The sequence below is a fragment of the Rhodococcus yananensis genome (assembly GCF_020515525.1).
Classification (GTDB): Bacteria; Actinomycetota; Actinomycetes; order Mycobacteriales; family Mycobacteriaceae; genus Rhodococcus; species Rhodococcus yananensis.
Genome location: NZ_JAIYEP010000025.1, coordinates 1 through 19,635, shown reverse-complemented (window position 1 = coordinate 19,635; position 19,635 = coordinate 1). Strand labels below are relative to the sequence as shown.

Below are 19,635 nucleotides of genomic sequence, written 5' to 3'. Positions count from 1 at the left end.
GTTCTGTATCCCTTACTTCGCTGCGAACGCGAGCTCGGCAGCCTTGTCGGCAGCCTCGTCCATGGTGGCGACGACCGTGACCAGCGGGTGAGCGGCCTCGGCGAGGATGCGGCGACCCTCCTCGACGTTGTTGCCGTCCAGACGCACGACGAGCGGCTTGTTGGCCTCGTCGCCCAGGGTCTGCAGCGCGCCGACGATGCCGTTGGCGACCGCGTCACAGGCGGTGATGCCACCGAAGACGTTCACGAAGACGCTCTTGACCTGCGCATCGTTGAGGATGACGTCGAGACCGGCGGCCATGACCGCGGCGGACGCGCCGCCACCGATGTCGAGGAAGTTGGCGGGCTTGACGTTGCCGTGCTTCTCGCCCGCGTAGGCGACGACGTCCAGGGTCGACATGACCAGGCCGGCGCCGTTACCGATGATGCCGACCTCGCCGTCGAGCTTGACGTAGTTGAGGTCGTTCTCCTTGGCCTTGAGCTCGAGCGGATCCGTGGCGTCCTTGTCCTCGAACTCGGCGTGGCCGGGCTGCCGGAAGTCGGCGTTGGCATCCAGGGTGACCTTGCCGTCGAGGGCGAGGATCTGGTCGTCCGGGGTGCGGACGAGGGGGTTGACCTCGACGAGGAGAGCGTCTTCCTTGACGAAGACCTCCCACAGCTTCTGGATCGTGACGGCCGCGGCGTCGAGGACCTCGGCGGGCAGGTGGCCCTTCTCCGCGATCTCACGGGCGAACGCGAGGTCGACACCCTTGACGGCGTCGACAGCGATCTTGGCCAGACGCTCGGGCTTGGTGGCGGCGACCTCTTCGATCTCCATGCCACCCTCGACCGAGCACATCGCCAGGTAGGTGCGGTTGGTGCGGTCGAGCAGGAAGGAGATGTAGTACTCCTCCGCGATCTCGCTCGCCTCGGCGACCAGCAGCTTCTTGACGATGTGACCCTTGATGTCGAGGCCGAGGATGTTCTCGGCGTGGGTCTGCGCATCGTCCGCGGTGGCCGCGTACTTCACGCCGCCGGCCTTGCCGCGGCCACCGACCTTGACCTGAGCCTTGACCATCACGGGCTTGCCGATTTCCTCGGCGATCTCGCGGGCACCGGCGACAGTGTCGGTAACACGGCCGGCCGAGGTCGGCACGTCATGCTTGGCGAAGAGTTCCTTCGCCTGGTATTCGAAGAGATCCATCTGCTCACCGTCTCGTCTGCGTTCACGCCCGCTCGGGGGTATTGAGCGGGCCGATGTCGGACTCTAGTTACTCGGACGACCCACGATTCGACCGCGTGCACCTCATGTGGCGCATGTCACGGGCATCGGGAGCCGTCGGGCTACCTCACGCGTTCCCCCCGGGATGCGAACGGGCCGCGAACGAGGGAAGCACCGCGGTCCAGAATGACAGGTGGCCCGATCCACACGACGACCGGTCTCCGCCGCGCGTCACCGTGATGCAGAATGCAGCATCCGAATCACGCCCGAAACGAAACCGCGATGCCCGGCGACACCTTTGTGACCCCGCCCGCGCGCGAGCGCGAGCACTGCATTCACCTCGAATCCGGCTGTGATGACCGTCACATCGACGTCGTTGTCGGGCTTACGGCTTGCCACCGACGCGATCGTTTCGTTACCGTCGCTCCAGTCGAAGTAACGATGAGGTCACGAAAGCGAGGATGGGGATGCGCCCAGGCAGTTCGGACACCGGCAGCCACGGCCGCCGCACCGACCCCGAGCCCTGGGACCACCGGTACGCCGACACCTGGAACAACGCCGACACCTGGAACAACTCGGCGACGATGGACTTCCGCCGCGGCCTCGCCCCGGAACCCACCTACGACGGCACCACCCCGGTTGCAGGCACCGCCTCCCGGAACACGGCAACCCCCGTGCAGAACGTCGACTCCCCCGTCACCCGCACCGGAGCGCACCGCATCCCGACGCCCCCCACCGCCCTCAAGGGCCGCGCCGCCGTCTTCGCGGTCGCCGCAGGCGCCGTCGTCGCCGCGGGCCAGGCCGCCACCAGCGCGCACGGCGTCGCCACCGAGCGTTCCGACATCGCGCTGGCCGCCGACACGTCCGACACCGACTCGAACGTCATCGCTGCCACCGCCGTTCCGCAGGCCGCACAGTTCGCCGCCGCGAGCAACGGATCCGCGCCGTCCCAGGCACCGCAGGTGCTCAACGTCGCCGACCCCAACGACCTGTCGCAGTTCTCCAACCTCCTCGCCAAGGGCGAGCGGTTCAGCGAAGAACGCGCCGCCCGCGAGGCCGCCGCCCGCCGCCCTCTGTTCGTCCTTCCCGCCGTCGGCAGCTTCACCTCGCACTTCGGAGCACGCTGGGGCACGCTGCACGCCGGCGTCGACATCGCCAACGCCATCGGCACCCCCATCTACGCGGTCGCCGACGGCGTGGTCATCGACTCGGGCCCCGCATCCGGCTTCGGCATGTGGGTGCGCCTGCTCCATGCCGACGGAACCGTCACCGTGTACGGCCACATCGACCAGAGCCTCGTCAGCGTCGGACAGCAGGTGATGGCCGGCGATCAGATCGCGACGATGGGCAATCGAGGCTTCTCCACCGGCCCGCATCTGCACTTCGAGGTACACCTCAACGGCGTCGACAAGATCGACCCCGTTCCGTGGCTCGCGACCCGCGGAATCGCACTCGGACAGCGCGCCGACTAGAGCGTGCTTCGGATTCCACGATCCGGGGCGAGCGCTGTGTGATGCGCACCGGTCGCGGGAGCACACCGCCACCGAATCCCCATCTCACAGCTTGATCATCGGCACACCGCCGACGAGCATCAGCCGCACCTTCCCCGCCGAACCGAAGTCCACGACGACCGTCGCCGTCGGACCGGACCCCTTGGTCTCGAGCACCGTCCCCAGACCGTACTTGTCATGACTGACCCGGTCCCCCACCGCCAGCACCAACTGATTGTTCCTCCCCCGCGCCGCACCGAAACCGGAAGCGGCGGACGCCCGCCCCTCCGCACCGAGACGCGAACCGACCCCGGAACCGATCGCGCGACCGCGCGCAGGCGTCGGCCCGGTGCGACGCCACTCGACCAGATCTTGCGGAACCTCTTGCAGGAAACGTGATTCCGGATTGGTGACGGGTTGTCCCCAGGACGACCTCAGCACCGCGCGACTGAGGTAGAGCCGATGCCGCGCACGGGTGATCCCCACATACGCGAGCCGCCTCTCCTCCGAGAGTTCGGCAGGATCACCCAGTGCCCGCATGTGCGGGAATTGCCCGTCCTCCCAACCGGTCACGAACACGACGGGGAACTCGAGCCCCTTCGCGGTGTGCAACGTCATCAACGTGACGACGCCGTCCTCGTTGTCGGGGACCTGATCGGCGTCGGCGACCAGAGACACCTTCTCCAGGAACGCGGCGAGCGACCCGGGTTCCGGCTCACCCTCCTCGCGGTCGTCGTCGACGATTCCCGCCGCATTGCGGGCATCAGAACTGAATTCACGTGCCACACTGACGAGTTCGTGAAGGTTGTCGAGGCGGGCGCCGTCCTGCGGGTCGTCGCTCCCGGCGAGTTCGGCGCGGTACCCGGACCGTTCGAGCACCGCCTCGGCGACGTCGCCGATGTCGGTGACGACGTTGCCGTCACCGTCGGTGGCGACGAGCATCTCCCGGAGTTCGTCGAGCATGTTCACGAACTGTGCGATCGCCTTCTGTGCGCGCGTGTTGAGCAAGGCCACCTTGCCGTCGGCGGCATCGCGCAACGCCTGCCCGAAACTCACGTCGTACCGTTCGGCGTGCACCGCGACACACGCTTCCGCGCGATCGCCGATACCGCGGCGGGGTGTGTTGAGGATGCGGCGCAACCCCACGGTGTCGTCCGGATTGTCGAGTACCTTCAGGTAGGCGACGATGTCGCGCACCTCTTTGCGCTCGTAGAAGCGGACGCCACCGACCACCTTGTAGGGCACCCCGTGCCGGATGAAGACGTCCTCGAAGGGACGGGACGCGTTGTTGGTGCGGTAGAACACCGCGATGTCCGAGTAGCGGACATCACCGCTGTCGACGAGCCGATCGATCTCCGACGCCACGAACTGCGCCTCGTCGTGCTCGTTGTCGGCGACGAAGCCGACGATCTTCTCGCCCGCGCCCGCATCGGTCCACAGGCGCTTCTCGCGACGCCCCGTGTTGCGGGCGATGACGGAGTTCGCGGCCGTCAGGATGTTCTGCGTCGACCGATAGTTCTGTTCGAGGAGAATGGTGTCGGCCTGCGGGTAGTCGCGCTCGAACTCCTCGATGTTGCGGATGGTCGCGCCGCGGAACGCGTAGATCGACTGGTCGGCGTCGCCGACGACGCACAGTTCGGACGGCGGAACGTCGCCCGGCTCGTCGTCGTCGCCGACGAGGGTGCGCACGAGGACGTACTGGGCGTGGTTGGTGTCCTGGTACTCGTCGACCAGGACGTGCCGGAACCGCCGCCGGTAGTACTCGGCGACCTGCGGATGGGCCTGCAGCAACGCGACCGTCTCACCGATGAGGTCGTCGAAATCGAAGGCGTTCGCGGCGCGCAGCCGCCGCTGGTACTCGGCGTAGACCGTCGCGACGATCCGCGGGAGGTCGGCCGGGTCGCCGCTCGCGTCGGCGGCTGCCTCCGCGGGGTCGACCAGTTCGTTCTTGAGGTTGGAGATCTGCGTCGCAAGGAGTCGCGCCGAGTACTTCTTGCTGTCGAGCCCCTGATCCTTCGCGATCATCGTCAGGAGCCGACGCGAATCGTCGGAGTCGTAGATCGTGAAGTTGGAGTTCATGCCCGGCAGCAACGCCGCCTGGGCGCGCAGGATCCGTACGCAGCTGGAGTGGAACGTCGACACCCACATCGCGTGTGCTCGGGGGCCCACGAGGGCGGCGACACGCTCGCGCATCTCGGCGGCAGCCTTGTTGGTGAACGTGATCGCCAGGATCTGCCCGGGTGCGACACCCCGCTCTGCCAGCAGATATGCGATCCGCCGGGTGAGCACCGCGGTCTTGCCGGAACCGGCCCCGGCCACGATGAGCAACGGCCCCCCCTCGTGCAGGACCGCCTCGCGCTGTTGCGGATTGAGCCCGTCGAGCAGCGAATCGGCGGTGGGGAGCGAGGAGGCGAGCGCGGCGGGAGTGTTCATCGTGTTCCAAAACTACCGGACGGCTCCGACAGCGAACCCGACTTGGCGGGGCGGTGACGCAGTGGCAAACTGAACGTTATGTCGTGTTCCCTTCGTCGTGGCGAGATGCGGATTCGAGGCCGTCTCCGCAGGCAGGCCATCCATGCCGGCAGGTCCCGGTAACAGCACACACCTGTTAGACGATCCCAGAGCTGACGCGAGGAGATGACATGAGCACGAACATCGACGCTTCCATGCCCGGCGACACCACCCCCGACACGGTGCCCACCAGCGAGGCCGAGATCGACGACCTCCGCAAGGAGATCGACCGCCTCGACTCCGAGATCCTCGCGGCCGTCAAGCGACGCACCGAGGTGTCCCGGATCATCGGGCGTACGCGGATGGCGTCCGGAGGTACCCGGCTCGTCCACAGCCGCGAGATGAAGGTGCTCGAACGCTTCAGCGAACTCGGCCAGGAGGGGCACACCCTCGCGATGCTGCTGCTGCGGCTCGGCCGCGGTCGTCTGGGTCACTGAGGCCACGGCCCTAGCCGCCCACCGCTCTACCCGCCACCACCGCCGCCGCCGCCGCCGCCACCGCCACCGCCACCGCCACCGCCGAGCGAATGTATCGCTCGATCGATTCGATCGAGCAAGCGATACATTCGCTCAACGAGGCCGGAGGCCGACGAGGCCGGAGGCCGACGGGGATCGTGGGGTCAGGCAGCGCGAGGGTCCGACCACGCGACCGTCGTGTGGATCCGTCCCCGTTCATCGATCAACCGCGCCGGAAGCTCGTACTGCTCGAGCCAGGAGACTGCACCGATCCCCCGGTGCAGGGCGGCGTTGGCCGCGGCATCAGCCCACACCGCGTCGGGGGCGATGACGGTGACGGTGTGCCACATTCCCGTGGGTTCCGGCCCGGACCGTTGCGACGACATGGCGGTGCCGGCGGGGAGCTCGACGGTGCCGTGGTCGGGCAGCGACACCTGCCACCCACCGGCGGGGCAGTGTCCACCGGTGGCGACGGTGTCGCCGACGCGGACGAGGACGCCGCATTCGAGCATCCGGGCGACGAGCGCGGCGGACCGGTCGGCGATGTCGGCGCGCGCGGTCGCGGTGATGTCGAGGATCACTCCCCACGGGGCCAGCACGGTGTCGCCGTCGAGGTGCACGTCGAGGTAGCCGGGCACGGGATGGACCCGCGGCACCGACGGGTCGTCGCCGGGCCGGTCGTCGCCGGCGACCGGGTCGACGGCACCGTCGGTCATCCGCGCCGCCCACAGCGCGGACCGCAGCAACGCCGACAACCGGGCACCGACTCGGATGGGGGTGCCCTGGGCGAGGTTGACGGTGTGGATCTCGGCGTCGCCCCGGTTCGGGTCGCAGGCCGCCGCGGTTTCCTCCACGACGGTTCGCACGAGTCGCTCCGCGTCGCTCAGCGCCGCGTACTCGGTGACCGCGAGTGCGATCTCCTCCCCCCACCCCCGCCAGTGACTGCTGCTGATCATGGAAGCTCACCCGGTCTCGACAAGGTCGGTGAAACTCCAGTATGCCCTCGTGCGCGGCGGAGGTCAGCCTCCGATTCTCGCCAGGACGGCTGCGGTGTCGACGCCGACCGGCAGGGTGCCGAGCGCGATACCCCAGTCGCGGTCGAGCCGGCTCGCGCAGAACGCGTCGGCGACCGCGGGATGCCCGTGCCGCACGAGCTGAGCTCCCTGCAGGACCAGAGCCATGAGTTCGACGACCCGCCGCGCCCGGTACTCGACGTTCTCCAGGTCGGCGAGTTCCTTGCCGACGCGGGCGATCGCGTCGTCGAGCCGGGAGTCGGTGCCACGCGCGAGCTCGAGTTCGCCGAAGAACGCCTCGACGGTGTCGGGTTGCCGGACCATGGCGCGCAGCGCATCGAGGGCGGCGACGTTGCCGGAGCCCTCCCAGACGGACATCAGCGGAGCCTCCCGGTACAGGCGGGGCATTCCGGAGTCCTCGACGTACCCGTTGCCGCCGAGGCATTCGAGGGCTTCGGCGCTGTGGGCGGGTGCCCGCTTGCACACCCAGTACTTGGTGACGGCGAGCGCGATGCGTCGCAGCGCCGCCTCCTGCGGGTCGCCTGCGGAACGGTCGGTGGCGCCGGCGAGCCGCATCATCATCGTGGTGGCCGCCTCGGTTTCGACGACGAGGTCGGCGAGGACGTTGCGCATGAGTGGCTGGTCGACGAGCAGCGCACCGAACGCGGAGCGGTGCCGGGCGTGGTGCACCGCGCGGAGGGTGGCTGCGCGCATACCGGTGGCGGACCCGATCACGCAGTCGAGGCGGGTCATGTTGACCATCTCGATGATGGTGCCGACACCGCGTCCCTCCTCACCGACGAGCCAGCCGGTGGCACCCTCGTACTCGATCTCGGACGACGCGTTGGACTTGTTGCCGAGCTTGTTCTTGAGCCGCTGGAGGTGGATGCGGTTGCGCGTGCCGTCGGGCAGCACGCGCGGCAGCAGGAAGCAGGTGGGTCCGGCGGCGGTGTTCGCGAGGGTCAGGAACAGGTCGGACATCGGTGCGGACGTGAACCACTTGTGCCCGACGATCGTGTAGGTGCCGTCGGCGTTGCGGGTGGCGGCGGTGGTGTTGGCGCGGACGTCGGAACCGCCCTGCTTCTCGGTCATCGACATGCCGGCGATCAGACCCCGCTTCGTCGACGGTTCACGCAGCCCGAAGTCGTAGTGGGGTGCCGCGAGCAGCGGTTCGTACACGGCGGCGAGGTCGGGGGCGTGACGCAGCGCGGGGACGGCCGCGTACGTCATGGAGATCGGGCACATGTGCCCGGCGTCGGCCTGACCCCACACGTAGAACTTGGCGGCGCGGGCCACGTGGGCGCCGGGGCGGTCGTCGCGCCACGGTGCGGCGTGCAACCCGTTCTCGACGGCGACGCGCATGAGGTCGTGCCAGGCCGGGTGGAACTCGACCTCGTCGATGCGGTTGCCGTAGCGGTCGTGGGTGTGCAGGACGGGCGGGTACTCGTCGGCGAGACGACCCCGATCCTGTGCATCGACGCCGCCTGCGCGGACCCCGAGGGCGCGGACGTCGTCCTCGGCCCAGGCCGCACCCTCGCGACGCAGGCCCTCGAGCAGCGCGAGGTCGTCGCCCGCGGGGTACGGGACGAGGTCGGGAACCTGGTTGAACACCTCGTGGGTGGCGGGGAAGGTCATGGCGATACTCCTGACGTGCGGAGGGCGAGTGTGACGAGGGCGGGGACGGTGTCCTCGGCGGTGTGGTCGCCGGCGCGCAACGGGCCGGTGAGCACCTCCCCGACAGCACCGACGAGCGCGGCCGCGGTGAAACCGGTGTTCTGGGTGGGGAACTCGCCGGTGTCGATGCCGTGCCGGACGGCCTGTTCGAAGGCTGCGGCGAAGGAGCGGCGGAACACGAGTCGTTCCTCGTCGACGGCAGCGTCGACGGGTTCGGCGAGCAGGGTGTACGCGAGGGTGGGGTTGCGCAGTGCCCGGCGGGCGAAGGTCTCGACGATGCGGGTCACCCGGTCGACACCGGTGCCGACGGCGCCCGCCTGCGTGACGGCGTCGACCTCGCGTCCGCACTGGTCCCGGAACACGCGGACCATGAGGTCGGACTTGTCGTCGTAGTGGCGGTACACGGTGCCGGTGGCGACGCCGGCGCGGTCGGCGACGGCGGCGATGGACAGACCCCGGTAGCCGTGTTCGCCGAGCAGTGCGACGGCGGCCGCGGCGATCGACTCGCGTTGCGCATCGAGTCGTTCCTGGACGGCGGGAGTGCGACGGTAGGCCACATCAAGAATTGAACCCGAGTTCATAACTTCAGTCAACGGTCACGGCGCGGCACGCGCGATACCGTCGGAACGATGGACGACCTCGGCGACACCACCCGCGACCCCACCGGCACCGGCGACCGGCTCACCGTCGTCGACGAACTGTTCCTGTACCGGCACCGCGGAGCGGGCCTGCCGTCGGTGATGCAGGGACTGTGGCGCACCGACGACACGATCGGCGCGCCCCTGCTGATCTCGCTGCACGACGCGCTCTCGCAGGGACCTCTGGGACGCCGCGTCGTGCTACCGCGCATTCCGGGGGCCCGCCCCCGCTTCGAACCGACCGTGGCGTCCTACCCGCTGCGGTACGGAACCGAACCGGTCGCCACCGGAGACCTGCTCACCTGGGCGGACGAACAGGCCGACGTGGACGTCGACCCCTCCCGGCGTCCCGGCTGGGCACTCGTCGCCGCACCACTCGACGACGGCGGAACGGTCGTGTCCCTCGTCTGCTCGCACGTGCTCAGCGACGCGCGCGGGCTCATCACCGCGGTCGCCGACGCCCTCGCCGGGCGCCTCGACACCCCCGTGTCCACACCGCACGCCCGCGGCGCCGATCTGAAGGACGCCGCACGTGTCGTCCGGCGGGTGGCCGCCGGTCTCCGGCACGTACGGATCCGACGCACCGCCAGGACACCGCGGCACACACCACTGCCGGTGCACTCGGCGGCACGCACCGCGATCGTCGACGTCGACGCCGCCGCGTGGGACGGCCGTGTCGCCGGCGGCACCGCGAACTCGCTGTTCCTCGCCGTCACCGCGGGTGTCGCGCGCCGAGCCGGGGTCCCCGACCCCATCGACATCTCCGTTCCCGTCGACGCCCGCGACACCGGGACCGTCGCGAACGGTGTGACGATGGCGGCGGTCGCCGCGACGGCCGCCGACACCCCCGCGTCGCTGCGGATCAAGGCATCCACGGCGTATCGGCAGCCCCGAGAGGGCGCCCCGCACGGCATTCCGGAGGAGATCCTGCAACTGATGCCGGACCGGCTCGCGGCCCGGCTCGCGCGGGGAGCCGGTGAACGTGACCTGCTCTGCTCGAACATCGGCCGTACACCCGAACTGCTGGACACGTTCGGGCCGCACCGGTGCGTCGGGCTCGCGTTACGCGCCGTGCATCCGGGCCTCGCCGACGTGCAGGTCGCGACGGCAACGCGACTGTCCGCCTACCTGTGCCGTCACCGCGACGTGTACACGATCGCGTTCGTGGCTCTCGACGAGCATGCCTTCCCGGACCGCGCGGCGCTACGCGCCCACGTCGACGCCGAATTGGCCGCGCGGAGCCTACCGGCGCATCACTGGTGACCGGCGGCGCGCAACGACGCCCGGGTCGGCCCGGGGGTCACTCGGCGGGGGCGAGCGCCTCGACGAGCCGGGTCCGTGCCCGGTTGATGCGGCTCTTGACGGTCTGTACGGGGATGCCGAGGTGCTCCGCGATCTCCGCGTAGCTCAACTGCGCGTACTCGCGCAGCACCACCGCGGCACGGTATTCGTCGGGAAGGTCGGCCAGGGCCCGCCGCACCGCGTCGACGTCGACCACCCGATCGGCGACCGGCGAATCGGTGTGGGCACCGAGGTCGATCTCGTCGACGACCACGTCGCGTCGCCGCCGCACCGTCGCGAGAGACGCATTCGCGGCGATCCGGTGCAGCCACGTGCTGAACTTCGCCGATCCGCGGAACTTGCCGATGTTCTGCCAGGCCGCGGTCAACGCGTCCTGCAGCGCGTCCTCGGCGTCGTGCGTGTTTCCGGTGATCTGCACGCACACCGCCCACGTCCGGGGGCGGTACCGTCCCACCAACTCGCCGAACGCGGCGGCGTCGCCCGCCTTGCAGCGCTCGATGAGTTCCTCGTCGCCGTTCATCCGCACACCCCCATGGTCGAGGCGTACGTTACCTTCACCCGGTGATGTAGTGCTCACCATCCCTCGTCGAACGACCCGAACCCGGCCTGACCGGGATCGCCGTCCGCGACGTCGGCCCCGAAGGGATCGGGTTCCGTGTCACCGGACCCGAGCCGACCGTCGGGGTCCGACAACGTGAGGCCGTCGGGGTCCGACAACGTGAGGCCGTCGGGGTCCGACTCGTCGAACAGGTCGACGTCCGCTCCGGGATCGTCGACACCGAGTTCGTCGACACCGAGTTCGTCGACACCGGGGGCATCGCCCGGCACGAGGTCGGTGTCCACGGCGGGGGTGTCCGGGTCGGTCGCAGTCGTCACCGCCACCGACCACACGTCGTCGGGTACTGCCGGGACGGTGTCGTCCGGCGACACCCCCAGTGCCTCCCACAGGGAGACGTCCTGCTGGCTCATCTCCTCACCTTCCCGCGTGGATCACATCAGGTCGAGCGTGTCGGCCGCCCCCGCGGTGTCGTCGCCCGATTCGTACACGACCGTCTCGTCGGCGTAGCCGTCCTGGTCGTAGTCGACCTGTGCGACATCGGCGACGCCGTCACCGTCGAGATCGAGCATCACGGTGTCGACGATACCGTCGCCGTCGGTGTCGAAATCGCCCTCGTCGATCAGACCGTCCTGATCGTGATCGAACAGGGCACCGTCGATGCGTCCGTCACCGTCGAGGTCGACGTACAGGGTGTCGGCGATACCGTCACCGTCGAGGTCGACCGCGCCGTCCCCGAGGCCGGGGTTGGGGACGATACCGCCGGGGGTGCTCTCACTCATGATCATCTCGATTCTGGTCGGTGCCGGTGCTGTCCTCGATCTGATGCACCGGCACCGCCGAATGTTCCCGATCCGCCGGAATCGATGCGAACCCCGCCGTCTGCGGCGCCCCCACCGCACCGCCGAACGGCTGCGCGACCACGGCGGACCCCGAGACGTGCACGACCACCGGTTCGTGCGTCAGCCCCCGTGACACGGCGACGGCGATGCCCGCGGCGACGAGGACCGCGGCCACCGCGATACCCACCGGACGCAACCAGCCGAGGGTGCGGGCCCGCGACGAGCGTCGTCGGTTCTCCACCGCCACGAGGGCCCCCTCGGCGACGACCGTCGACGTCTCCCCCGCCGCCCGGACCGGACACAGCCCGCCCAGCGTCGACCGCACCGACGGGATCCGCGCCGAACCGCCGGTGAGGTACAGGACGTCGGGCACCGTACCCGACGGCAGTCCGGCGTCGGCGAGGGCCGCCCGCAGGCCCGTCACGGCCCGGTCGATCACCGGCACGATCGCCGCGTCGAACTCGTCGCGCCCCAATGTGAGGGTGTGACTGCACTCCTCCAACCGGACCGTGACGGTCGCGGTGTCCTCCCGCGACAGGCGTTCCTTCGCGCGCCGCACCTGGGCGTCGAGATCACGGTGCACGTGCACCGGCGCGACCCGCAGCTGCGCGGCGGCGTCCGGGTCGCGCACCACGAGCGCGCGCTCGACCATGCGACGGACCACCGCGTCGAGGTTCCGGCCACCGAGCGCCCGGTCGCTGCCGACCGCGGCGAGCCGCATCGCACCGCCACCACCCACCGTGAACACCGCGGCGTCCGCGGTCTCGTACCCGAGGTCCAGGACCGCGACGACCGACCCGCGCTGCAACCGCTCGGATCGGGTGAAGAAGTCGACCGCAGCCCAGCCCTTGGACACCGTCACCAGCGAGCGCGAGTCCACGCCCGCCCGGACCGCGGAATCGATCAGCGACCTGATCTGCTGGGCCGTCCACGTGTCCGGGTGGGTGAGCACGACGGTGCGGGGGCGACGCCCCCCGTGTTCGGCGACGGCCCGCCCGTACACGACGGACACGGGTCGGACGGCATCGGACTCGACGAACGTCTCGACGGTTCCTCGCACCGGATCAGTATGTGCAGCAACCGTATCGGACGTTCCGAAGTCGATCGAGAGCATCCAGCCGGTCAACAATCCCCCTCGACGACACCACAGGTTCGGGGCACATCATGCCGCATGAGCTCAGGCGTGGGTCCTCCAGATGGTCGTGTACGCCCGCGCGAGCACCGTCAGCGCCGCGTCCTCGGCCGCACTCGACACCCCGGCGGTGCGCTGCTGCACCACCGTCAACCGGGCTGCCGCGGTGTCGCGCACCACCGCCGGGGGCACCGACGCGGGCAACCGCAGCCGCTCGGCGAAGCTCCGGCCGCGCAGCAGATCGACCAGTTCGGGTACCAACGGTGACACCGGATCGGACCGCAACAGCGACCGCAGCGACCGCAGCAACAACACGGGCATGAGCCCCGGATCGTTCTCGAGCCCGTACGCGATCGACCGGATCGCCTCGCGCGCGGGATGCCCGTACGCGAGTGCGTCGATCTCCCGCAGGATCCGGGCCGCACGTTGCAGCACCGCGTACTCGCGCAGCGACGAGTGCAGCAGGTCGCGGAGCACCGCGATCCCCGACCGCGCGACCAGCCACTCGTTGAGGGCGTGCGCACCCCGCGCCGCGACGGCACGCCCGTGGACGAGCCCGTACTCACCGACGAGGTCCACGAGCCTCCCCACGGTCGCCGGATCCACCGGCATGGGGTCGCCGACGTCGATGATGTCGAACAGTTCCACCGGTCCCGGTCCCGCCAGTGCTGCCAGCGCCCGCGCGTCGGCCTCCGTGATCCGGCCGGTGTGGCTCGATTCGGCGAGCAGACCCGCGACCGGGACGACCGACCCCACCAGTCCCGTCAACTGCGACGCGAGGACGCCGGCATGATCCGCGGAGTGCGCGAGCGGATCGCGGGCGCCGAGCGCGCCCTCGCCGAAACCGTCCGCGCGTGAGAGCACCCCGAGGGTGGTCAGGGGCGTGAACCCCAGCTGGTGGAGGAACTCGACCTCGTCGGCGCGGGGCGCCGAATCGAACAGGAACACCGCCGCGTCGGCGTCGACCGATGCGCTGCGGGTCTGCTCGAACCCGTCGATGAGCGCACGGCGGGTGGTCGCGGCGTTGTCGACCGTCAGTGTGGCGAGACCCGGTGTGTCGATGAGCGTGATGTCGCGCAGCGCCTGCGACGGCAGGTGGCGCTGCACGTACGCGATCTCCGTGGGCGGGCACACCAGGTCGACGCCGCCGGTGAACGTGAGCGGTTGCGGCGTGACCGTGCCGTCGAGGCGCACGAGTTCGGCGCGCGACGGCGAGCCGTCGCTGTAGACGGTCACGACGTTGGTGGCCTCGAGCGCCGCGGTCTCGGCGAGGGGCGCACCGATCAGCGCGTTGACGAGCGTCGACTTGCCGGCCTTGAGCCGGCCCACCACCACGATGCGCGGGGGTGAGAACAGGATCTGCCCGATGCGCGAGGCGTGGGAGGGCAGATCACCGCCCAGATTCGCGAGGGCGTGCAGGGCGGCCTCGAGGCGCGCGTGCACCGGATCGCCGACGGTGGGATGCATCAGTGTCCCGCTCCTGTGTGGTCGGCGAGCAGCGCCTCGATCGCACCGATCCGTTTGTGCACGATCGCGCGGTTCCGGTTCAGTCGCTCGAGGTTCTTCGCGCGGGTCTGCGCGTCGAGCCGCGCCGACTCCTGCGCTTCCTTCAACTGTTTCTGCAGCTCCTCGATGCGGGCACGCAGGTCCTCGCGGTGACCGAGCACGATCTCGGGGCGCCCCACCGACAGGGCCGCCTCCAACATCCGGGACGTGCTCGTGCGCGTCGCCGCGAGCGTCTCCCGCAGCCACGTGAGCAGATTGGTCTTGCCGGTGCGCATCGCCCGGTAGCCGAGGTTCAGCCCCACCCACACCACACCGGCGACAGCGCCCACACCGATCACGGCGCCGAGCATCGACGTACCGATCATGCCCATCGTCAGCACACTCGGATCGAGCAGACCCTGCCGTTTCGATCCGACCTCACCGACGGTGACGGTGCCGGTCTGCATCGCCTCGAACACCCGGTCGCGGATCTGCGCCCACTGCGGTGAATCGGATCCGAACAGCTCACCGACGATCTCCTCGAGCCGTTCGACGAACACGTGCGCCGCCGACTCCATCGCCGCGAGCAGATCGACCTGCATGTCGGCGGTGAAACTCTGCGCGCTGCGGCGCATCACCTCGAGCGACGACCTGTTGATCCGGGCGGTCCAGTTCTGCCGCACCTCTTCGAGGCGCTCGTCGAGGTGTGTGAGCGCCGCCTGTCGCGCCAGGGTCAGATCCCGGGCCAGGTACTGCTCCCACTGACCCGAGCGGTTCTTCAGGTCGGTGAGGCGGTCGCGTTCAGCGGTGAGGTCGGCGGTCGCGGCCTCCGCATCGGCGATCACCGCCAGATCGGATCCGATCTTCCGGTCGACCCGACGCAACCCCTCGAGGAGGGTGCGCAGCGCTGCGGCCTCCGGAAGCGCGGCCCGTGAATCGAGCAGCTCGGTGATCGTCGCCGTGAGCGCGTCGATACCCGAGGCGCGGAAAGCGCGGTCGCGGGCGGGGCCGGGCGGCATCTGCGCGGCGAGCACCGCCCGCAGGCTCGACACCCCGAGCACCGGGATGCGGCGCTGCAGGTGACGTTCGATCAGCGCGCGGTTCTCCTCGACGATCGGACGCCACCGCCGCAGATTCTTGTCGGTCTTCGTCACCGCCACGACGACGGCCTCCACCGACGACGAGGCGTGCCGCAGGAAGTCCATCTCCGGTTCGGTCAGGGGCGCCCCGGCGTCGCACACCATCACCAGCACCGAGGCCTGTCGCGCCGACTGCGCGGCGAGAGCGGTGTGGGAGGCGACGAGACCACCGGAACCGGGGGTGTCGACGACGACCGCACCGCCGAGCACCGGACGGGTGGTCGCGACCACCGCACCGGTGGGCAGATCGTCGCGGTCCGGGTCGGTGACGTGCCTGCCCGCGCTGGTGACCCACTCGGCGAGCGCCGCACGATCGACCTGTTCGCTGCGGTCGGTGAAGAGCAGTTCGGCGGTGCCCGGTGGGCGTTGCGCGTCCGGTGGTACGAACCGCACGGCTGCGGACGTGGTGATCTCCACCGCGGACGGTGACGCATCACGTTCACCGATGAGCGCGTTGACGAGGGCGCTCTTGCCGCGCTGCACCTCACCGACCACGACGACGGTGCGCTGCTGGGTGACCGCGGTGTTCTTCGCGAGGGCCAGCTCGGCCGTGGCGTCGAACCCGTAGGCGCGCAGCACCTTGACCGTGCCGTCGACGAGTGCCGCGGCATCGGGCTGTGCGGATGCGCCGTCCGGCTGTGCAGATGCGCTGTCCAGCTGTGCGGATGCGCCGTCGGATGGCGCAGCCTCCTTCTGCTGCGCCGCCTGCTCCACCCGCGGTCCGGTCACCGGCACTCCTCTCACGCCGCCTGCGACCATAGCGAATCCGGACGAAGCGGGCTGGGGTCGACATCACGGGAGAACCGCGCCAGATGGTGATGACAGCGGTGAATTTCGCGCGGGAATCACCATTCGGCGTCGTGATCGTCGGCGCTCCCACCACGACGGTCACCGCGGGCGCCCACGACACGACCGCAGCGGGTGTGACACCGCGTCACGTACAGTTCGGGACATGACCTCCGAGACCCTCGTCACATTCGCGGACGGTACCGTTCGCGGTGTCCGCACCGGAGATCTGATCACCTGGCGGGGCATCCCCTTCGCCGCGCCCCCGGTCGGCGCACTCCGATTCCGCGCACCGCACCCCGTCGAACCGTGGTCGGGTGAACGCGACGCCACCCGTTTCGGCAACGCCGCACCCCAACATCCGCGCATGCTGGTGACGAGCCGCGACAACCGGGTCGTCGCGGACGAGGACTGCCTCACCCTCAACGTCGTCGCTCCCGCCGGCCACTCCCACGCGGCGCGACCGGTGCTGGTGTTCATCCACGGCGGCGCCTACACGATGGGCACGACGGCGATGTCCGTGTACGGCGGCGGATCCCTGGTCCGCCGCGGCGACGTGGTGTACGTGTCGGTGAACTATCGGCTCGGGGCGCTCGGCTTCCTCGACGCCACCGAATTCTCCACCCCGGAACGGCCGTTCGACACGAACCTGGGTCTGCGCGATCAGGTGGCGGCGCTGCAGTGGGTGCAGCGCAACATCGCCGCGTTCGGCGGCGACCCGTCGAACGTGACGGTCTTCGGCGAATCGGCGGGCGGCACGTCCGTCACCACACTGATGACGACGCCGGCCGCGGCGGGGTTGTTCGCGCGCGGCATCGCGCAGAGCCCGGCACCGGGGCTGGTCGGTGACGCCGACCGCGCGCGCCGGGCCGCGCGGACCTTCGTGGAGTTGCTCGGCGGTGCGGACGCCGACGCGGCCGCGGCGTTGTCGGCGGCGAGCCCCGCCGATCTCGGTCGCGTCGGTGCCCGTCTCCCGCGTGTCACGCCCGGCGGATACGCGTTCGGGCCGGTCGTCGACGGTGATTTCCTTCCCGTCGACCCGGCCGCGGCGTTCGGTGGCGGTTCCGCGCACCGGGTGCCGTTGATCATCGGTACCAATCTCCGCGAAGGCGAGTTGTTCACCCGAGTCCTGGACGCGTTGCCGACGAACGAACGCCGGATCGAGCGGATGTTCGCCGCTGTCGACCCCGGGGCCCGCGACCGCGTCGTCGCCGCCTACCCCGGATACCCGGCCGGACGCGCCGCCGTCGATCTCGGTGGCGACGTCACCTTCTGGTATCCGTCGGTGCAGATCGCGCAGGCCCACGCACGGTACGCACCGACCTACGCGTATCGGCTCGACTACGCGCCGCGGCTGCTGCACTGGTTGGGGGTCGGCGCGACCCACGCCGTCGACCTGCTCACGGTGTTCGCGCAGGCCGACGAACCGATGGGAAAGGTGTTCACCGCCGCAGGGGGTCGTCGCGGGCTGCGGACGGTGTCCGAGTCGATGCAGCGGCATTGGCTCGGGTTCGCGCGCGGAGGCGAGCCGCTCCCCTCGTGGCCCCGCTACGACGACGTGGACCGCGCAACGATGATCTTCGACGTACCGTCCCGCGTCGAACACGATCCGGGACGGGACCGGCGTCTGGCGTGGGAGGGCTACCGCGGGTTCGCGACCACCCCGGCGCTCACATCGACACCGTGAGCAGGAAGGCGACGTCCTCGATCGCTTCGACGCTGTGCCGCTCCGGCGGGATGATCAGCAGATCACCCGCCGACCCCTTCCACGAGTTGTCTCCCGCGACCAGAAGCAGTTGACCGCTGAGCACCTGCAGTGTCGCCTCACCGGGGCTGTCGTGCTCGCCGAGTTCCTTGCCGCCCAGCAATGCCACGACGGTCTGCCGCAGATGCTTGGTGTGCCCACCGAACACGGTCTGCGAGCTGCGTCCACTGGTCGATGCGGCCGCCAGTTTCAGTTGCTGTCGGGCCTGTGCTGTCAGCGAGAGCTTGTCCATGGGGAAAGTATCGCGCACTCGTCGACGTGGCCTAGCGGCTTCGGGTGTAGCGGATCCACCGGAACGGCGTTCCGCTGGCCGAGATCGTCCGGTCGCCGACGTCGACGGCGGACCACTCGGGGCCGATCGGTGGCGCGGTCGCGTCACCGGCGACGTCCAGGTCCACTTCGGTCACGAGCAGGGTCGTCGCGTGCGGCATGGCGGCCGCGTAGATCTGGGCGCCCCCCATGACCACCACCTCACCGTCACCGGCGAGGCGCAGCGCCTCCTCGATACCGGGCGCGGTGTCGGCGCCGTCCGCCGACCACGCATCGTTGCGGGTGACGACGATGTTGCGGCGGCCCGGCAGCGGCCGGAACCGTTCCGGCAGCGAATCCCAGGTGAGCCGGCCCATCACCACCGGTTTGCCCATCGTCGCGTTCTTGAAGAACTTCATGTCCTCCGGGATGTGCCAGGGGATGATGCCGTCGCGGCCGATGACACCGCCGCGCGACTGCGCCCAGATGAGGGTGACGTCGCTGCTCATACCGCCACCGGTGCCTTGATCGCGGGGTGATGGCGGTAGTCGACGATCTCGACGTCGTCGAATTCGTAGTCGAAGATCGACCCACGCGGGCGCAGCCGCAGCGTCGGATACGGGTGGGCGTCCCGGGCGAGTTGTTCGGTGACCTGTTCGACGTGGTTGTCGTAGATGTGGCAGTCGCCGCCTGTCCAGACGAACTCGCCCGGTTCGAGCCCGGTCTGCTGCGCCACCATGTGGGTGAGCAGCGCGTAGCTCGCGATGTTGAACGGCACCCCGAGGAACAGGTCGGCGCTGCGCTGGTACAGCTGGCAGCTGAGCCTGCCGTCGGCGACGTAGAACTGGAAGAGCGCGTGACACGGCATCAGCGCCATGTCGTCGAGGTCCGCGACGTTCCACGCCGAGACGATCATGCGCCGCGAGTCGGGATCGGTGCGGATCGTGTCGATCACCTGACCGATCTGGTCGATGTGCCGACCGTCGGGGGTGGGCCACGACCGCCACTGCACTCCGTAGACGGGGCCGAGGTCACCGTCCTCGGCGGCCCATTCGTCCCAGATCGTGACGCCGCGCTCCTGCAGCCACCGCACGTTGGAGTCGCCGCGCAGGAACCACAGCAACTCGTACACGACGGACCTGTGGTGCACCTTCTTGGTGGTGATCAGCGGGAACCCCTGTGCGAGATCGAACCGCATCTGGTGACCGAACAGACTGCGGGTACCGGTGCCCGTGCGGTCCGATTTCGGAGTCCCGGTCTCGAGCACGAGACGCAGAAGGTCTTCGTACGGGGTCGGCACGGTGGACGGGGTCGGCGCAGTCACGCCTCGCAGTCTAGGCGCCCGGGCGCGCGCCCCGACCCGTGCGCCTTTGTGGTCGTTCCCACTACCACAAAGGC

At 69.8% G+C, this 19,635-nt stretch carries 18 protein-coding genes; 4 read left to right on the top strand and 14 right to left on the bottom strand.

Annotation, left to right across the window (positions count from 1 at the left end):
• Positions 1-12: 12 nt before the first annotated feature.
• Positions 13-1,182: an ADP-forming succinate--CoA ligase subunit beta gene (sucC, locus tag LDQ05_RS08450; protein ID WP_226436456.1), complete on the bottom strand. Its 1,170-nt coding sequence runs from the start codon at positions 1,180-1,182 to the stop codon at positions 13-15.
• A 479-nt stretch (positions 1,183-1,661) separates the two neighbouring features.
• Here sucC and LDQ05_RS08445 point away from each other — a divergent pair, with 479 nt between their 5' ends.
• Entirely contained in the window at positions 1,662-2,672 is a 1,011-nt protein-coding gene (locus LDQ05_RS08445; protein ID WP_372461061.1) for a M23 family metallopeptidase, read from the top strand.
• A gap of 84 nt (positions 2,673-2,756) precedes the next feature.
• Here LDQ05_RS08445 and pcrA read toward each other — a convergent pair whose 3' ends face one another.
• Positions 2,757-5,123 carry a DNA helicase PcrA gene (gene pcrA, locus LDQ05_RS08440; protein ID WP_226436455.1) on the bottom strand — a complete coding sequence of 789 codons (2,367 nt, stop codon included), beginning with the start codon at positions 5,121-5,123 and terminating at the stop codon, positions 2,757-2,759.
• 209 nt (positions 5,124-5,332) lie between these two features.
• On the opposite strand from pcrA, the gene LDQ05_RS08435 reads away from it, so the two are divergent.
• Positions 5,333-5,638 carry a chorismate mutase gene (locus tag LDQ05_RS08435; RefSeq protein ID WP_226436454.1) on the top strand — a complete coding sequence of 102 codons (306 nt, stop codon included), beginning with the start codon at positions 5,333-5,335 and terminating at the stop codon, positions 5,636-5,638.
• Between the two features lie 182 nt (positions 5,639-5,820).
• Here LDQ05_RS08435 and LDQ05_RS08430 read toward each other — a convergent pair whose 3' ends face one another.
• From LDQ05_RS08430 to LDQ05_RS08420, 3 genes are all read right to left on the bottom strand, one after another.
• Entirely contained in the window at positions 5,821-6,612 is a 792-nt protein-coding gene (locus LDQ05_RS08430; protein ID WP_226436453.1) for an FAD:protein FMN transferase, read from the bottom strand.
• A gap of 63 nt (positions 6,613-6,675) precedes the next feature.
• Positions 6,676-8,304, bottom strand: coding sequence for an acyl-CoA dehydrogenase family protein (locus LDQ05_RS08425; RefSeq protein WP_226436452.1), 1,629 nt, complete (start codon positions 8,302-8,304; stop codon positions 6,676-6,678).
• Positions 8,301-8,900 (bottom strand): TetR/AcrR family transcriptional regulator, encoded by a 600-nt coding sequence (locus LDQ05_RS08420; protein ID WP_226436451.1) that lies wholly within the window; start codon positions 8,898-8,900, stop codon positions 8,301-8,303. Before LDQ05_RS08420 ends, LDQ05_RS08425 begins: the two co-directional genes overlap by 4 nt.
• A 72-nt stretch (positions 8,901-8,972) precedes the next feature.
• On the opposite strand from LDQ05_RS08420, the gene LDQ05_RS08415 reads away from it, so the two are divergent.
• Positions 8,973-10,244: a hypothetical protein gene (locus LDQ05_RS08415; protein ID WP_226436450.1), complete on the top strand. Its 1,272-nt coding sequence runs from the start codon at positions 8,973-8,975 to the stop codon at positions 10,242-10,244.
• Between the two features lie 37 nt (positions 10,245-10,281).
• Here LDQ05_RS08415 and LDQ05_RS08410 read toward each other — a convergent pair whose 3' ends face one another.
• The 6 genes from LDQ05_RS08410 to LDQ05_RS08385 form a co-directional block, all read right to left on the bottom strand.
• Positions 10,282-10,803, bottom strand: a complete 522-nt coding sequence (locus tag LDQ05_RS08410) for an RNA polymerase sigma factor (RefSeq protein WP_226436449.1) — start codon at positions 10,801-10,803, stop codon at positions 10,282-10,284.
• Between the two features lie 53 nt (positions 10,804-10,856).
• Entirely contained in the window at positions 10,857-11,252 is a 396-nt protein-coding gene (locus tag LDQ05_RS08405; protein ID WP_226436448.1) for a hypothetical protein, read from the bottom strand.
• Between the two features lie 21 nt (positions 11,253-11,273).
• Positions 11,274-11,621 carry a hypothetical protein gene (locus LDQ05_RS08400; protein WP_226436447.1) on the bottom strand — a complete coding sequence of 116 codons (348 nt, stop codon included), beginning with the start codon at positions 11,619-11,621 and terminating at the stop codon, positions 11,274-11,276.
• Positions 11,614-12,741: an Hsp70 family protein gene (locus tag LDQ05_RS08395; RefSeq protein ID WP_308013174.1), complete on the bottom strand. Its 1,128-nt coding sequence runs from the start codon at positions 12,739-12,741 to the stop codon at positions 11,614-11,616. Before LDQ05_RS08395 ends, LDQ05_RS08400 begins: the two co-directional genes overlap by 8 nt.
• Before the next feature lie 117 nt (positions 12,742-12,858).
• Positions 12,859-14,280: a GTPase gene (locus LDQ05_RS08390; RefSeq protein WP_226436446.1), complete on the bottom strand. Its 1,422-nt coding sequence runs from the start codon at positions 14,278-14,280 to the stop codon at positions 12,859-12,861.
• The gene (locus LDQ05_RS08385) at positions 14,280-16,166 is read right to left on the bottom strand and encodes a dynamin family protein (RefSeq protein ID WP_226436445.1); all 1,887 of its coding nucleotides are present in this window, start codon (positions 16,164-16,166) and stop codon (positions 14,280-14,282) included. The genes LDQ05_RS08390 and LDQ05_RS08385 overlap by 1 nt, the downstream gene beginning before the upstream one ends.
• A 223-nt stretch (positions 16,167-16,389) precedes the next feature.
• Between LDQ05_RS08385 and LDQ05_RS08380 the strand changes: the two genes are divergently transcribed.
• Positions 16,390-17,910, top strand: coding sequence for a carboxylesterase/lipase family protein (locus tag LDQ05_RS08380; RefSeq protein ID WP_226436444.1), 1,521 nt, complete (start codon positions 16,390-16,392; stop codon positions 17,908-17,910).
• Here the strand turns inward: LDQ05_RS08380 and LDQ05_RS08375 are convergent.
• The 3 genes from LDQ05_RS08375 to LDQ05_RS08365 are packed head-to-tail and all read right to left on the bottom strand — an operon-like array spanning position 17,894 to position 19,537.
• Complete coding sequence (locus LDQ05_RS08375) at positions 17,894-18,220, bottom strand: cupin domain-containing protein (protein ID WP_226436443.1); 327 nt, start codon at positions 18,218-18,220, stop codon at positions 17,894-17,896. The two genes, LDQ05_RS08380 and LDQ05_RS08375, sit on opposite strands and share 17 nt — an antisense overlap.
• 31 nt (positions 18,221-18,251) lie before the next feature.
• The gene (locus LDQ05_RS08370; protein ID WP_226436442.1) at positions 18,252-18,746 is read right to left on the bottom strand and encodes a dihydrofolate reductase; all 495 of its coding nucleotides are present in this window, start codon (positions 18,744-18,746) and stop codon (positions 18,252-18,254) included.
• The gene (locus LDQ05_RS08365) at positions 18,743-19,537 is read right to left on the bottom strand and encodes a thymidylate synthase (RefSeq protein WP_226436494.1); all 795 of its coding nucleotides are present in this window, start codon (positions 19,535-19,537) and stop codon (positions 18,743-18,745) included. Before LDQ05_RS08365 ends, LDQ05_RS08370 begins: the two co-directional genes overlap by 4 nt.
• Between the last annotated feature and the right edge of the window lie 98 nt (positions 19,538-19,635).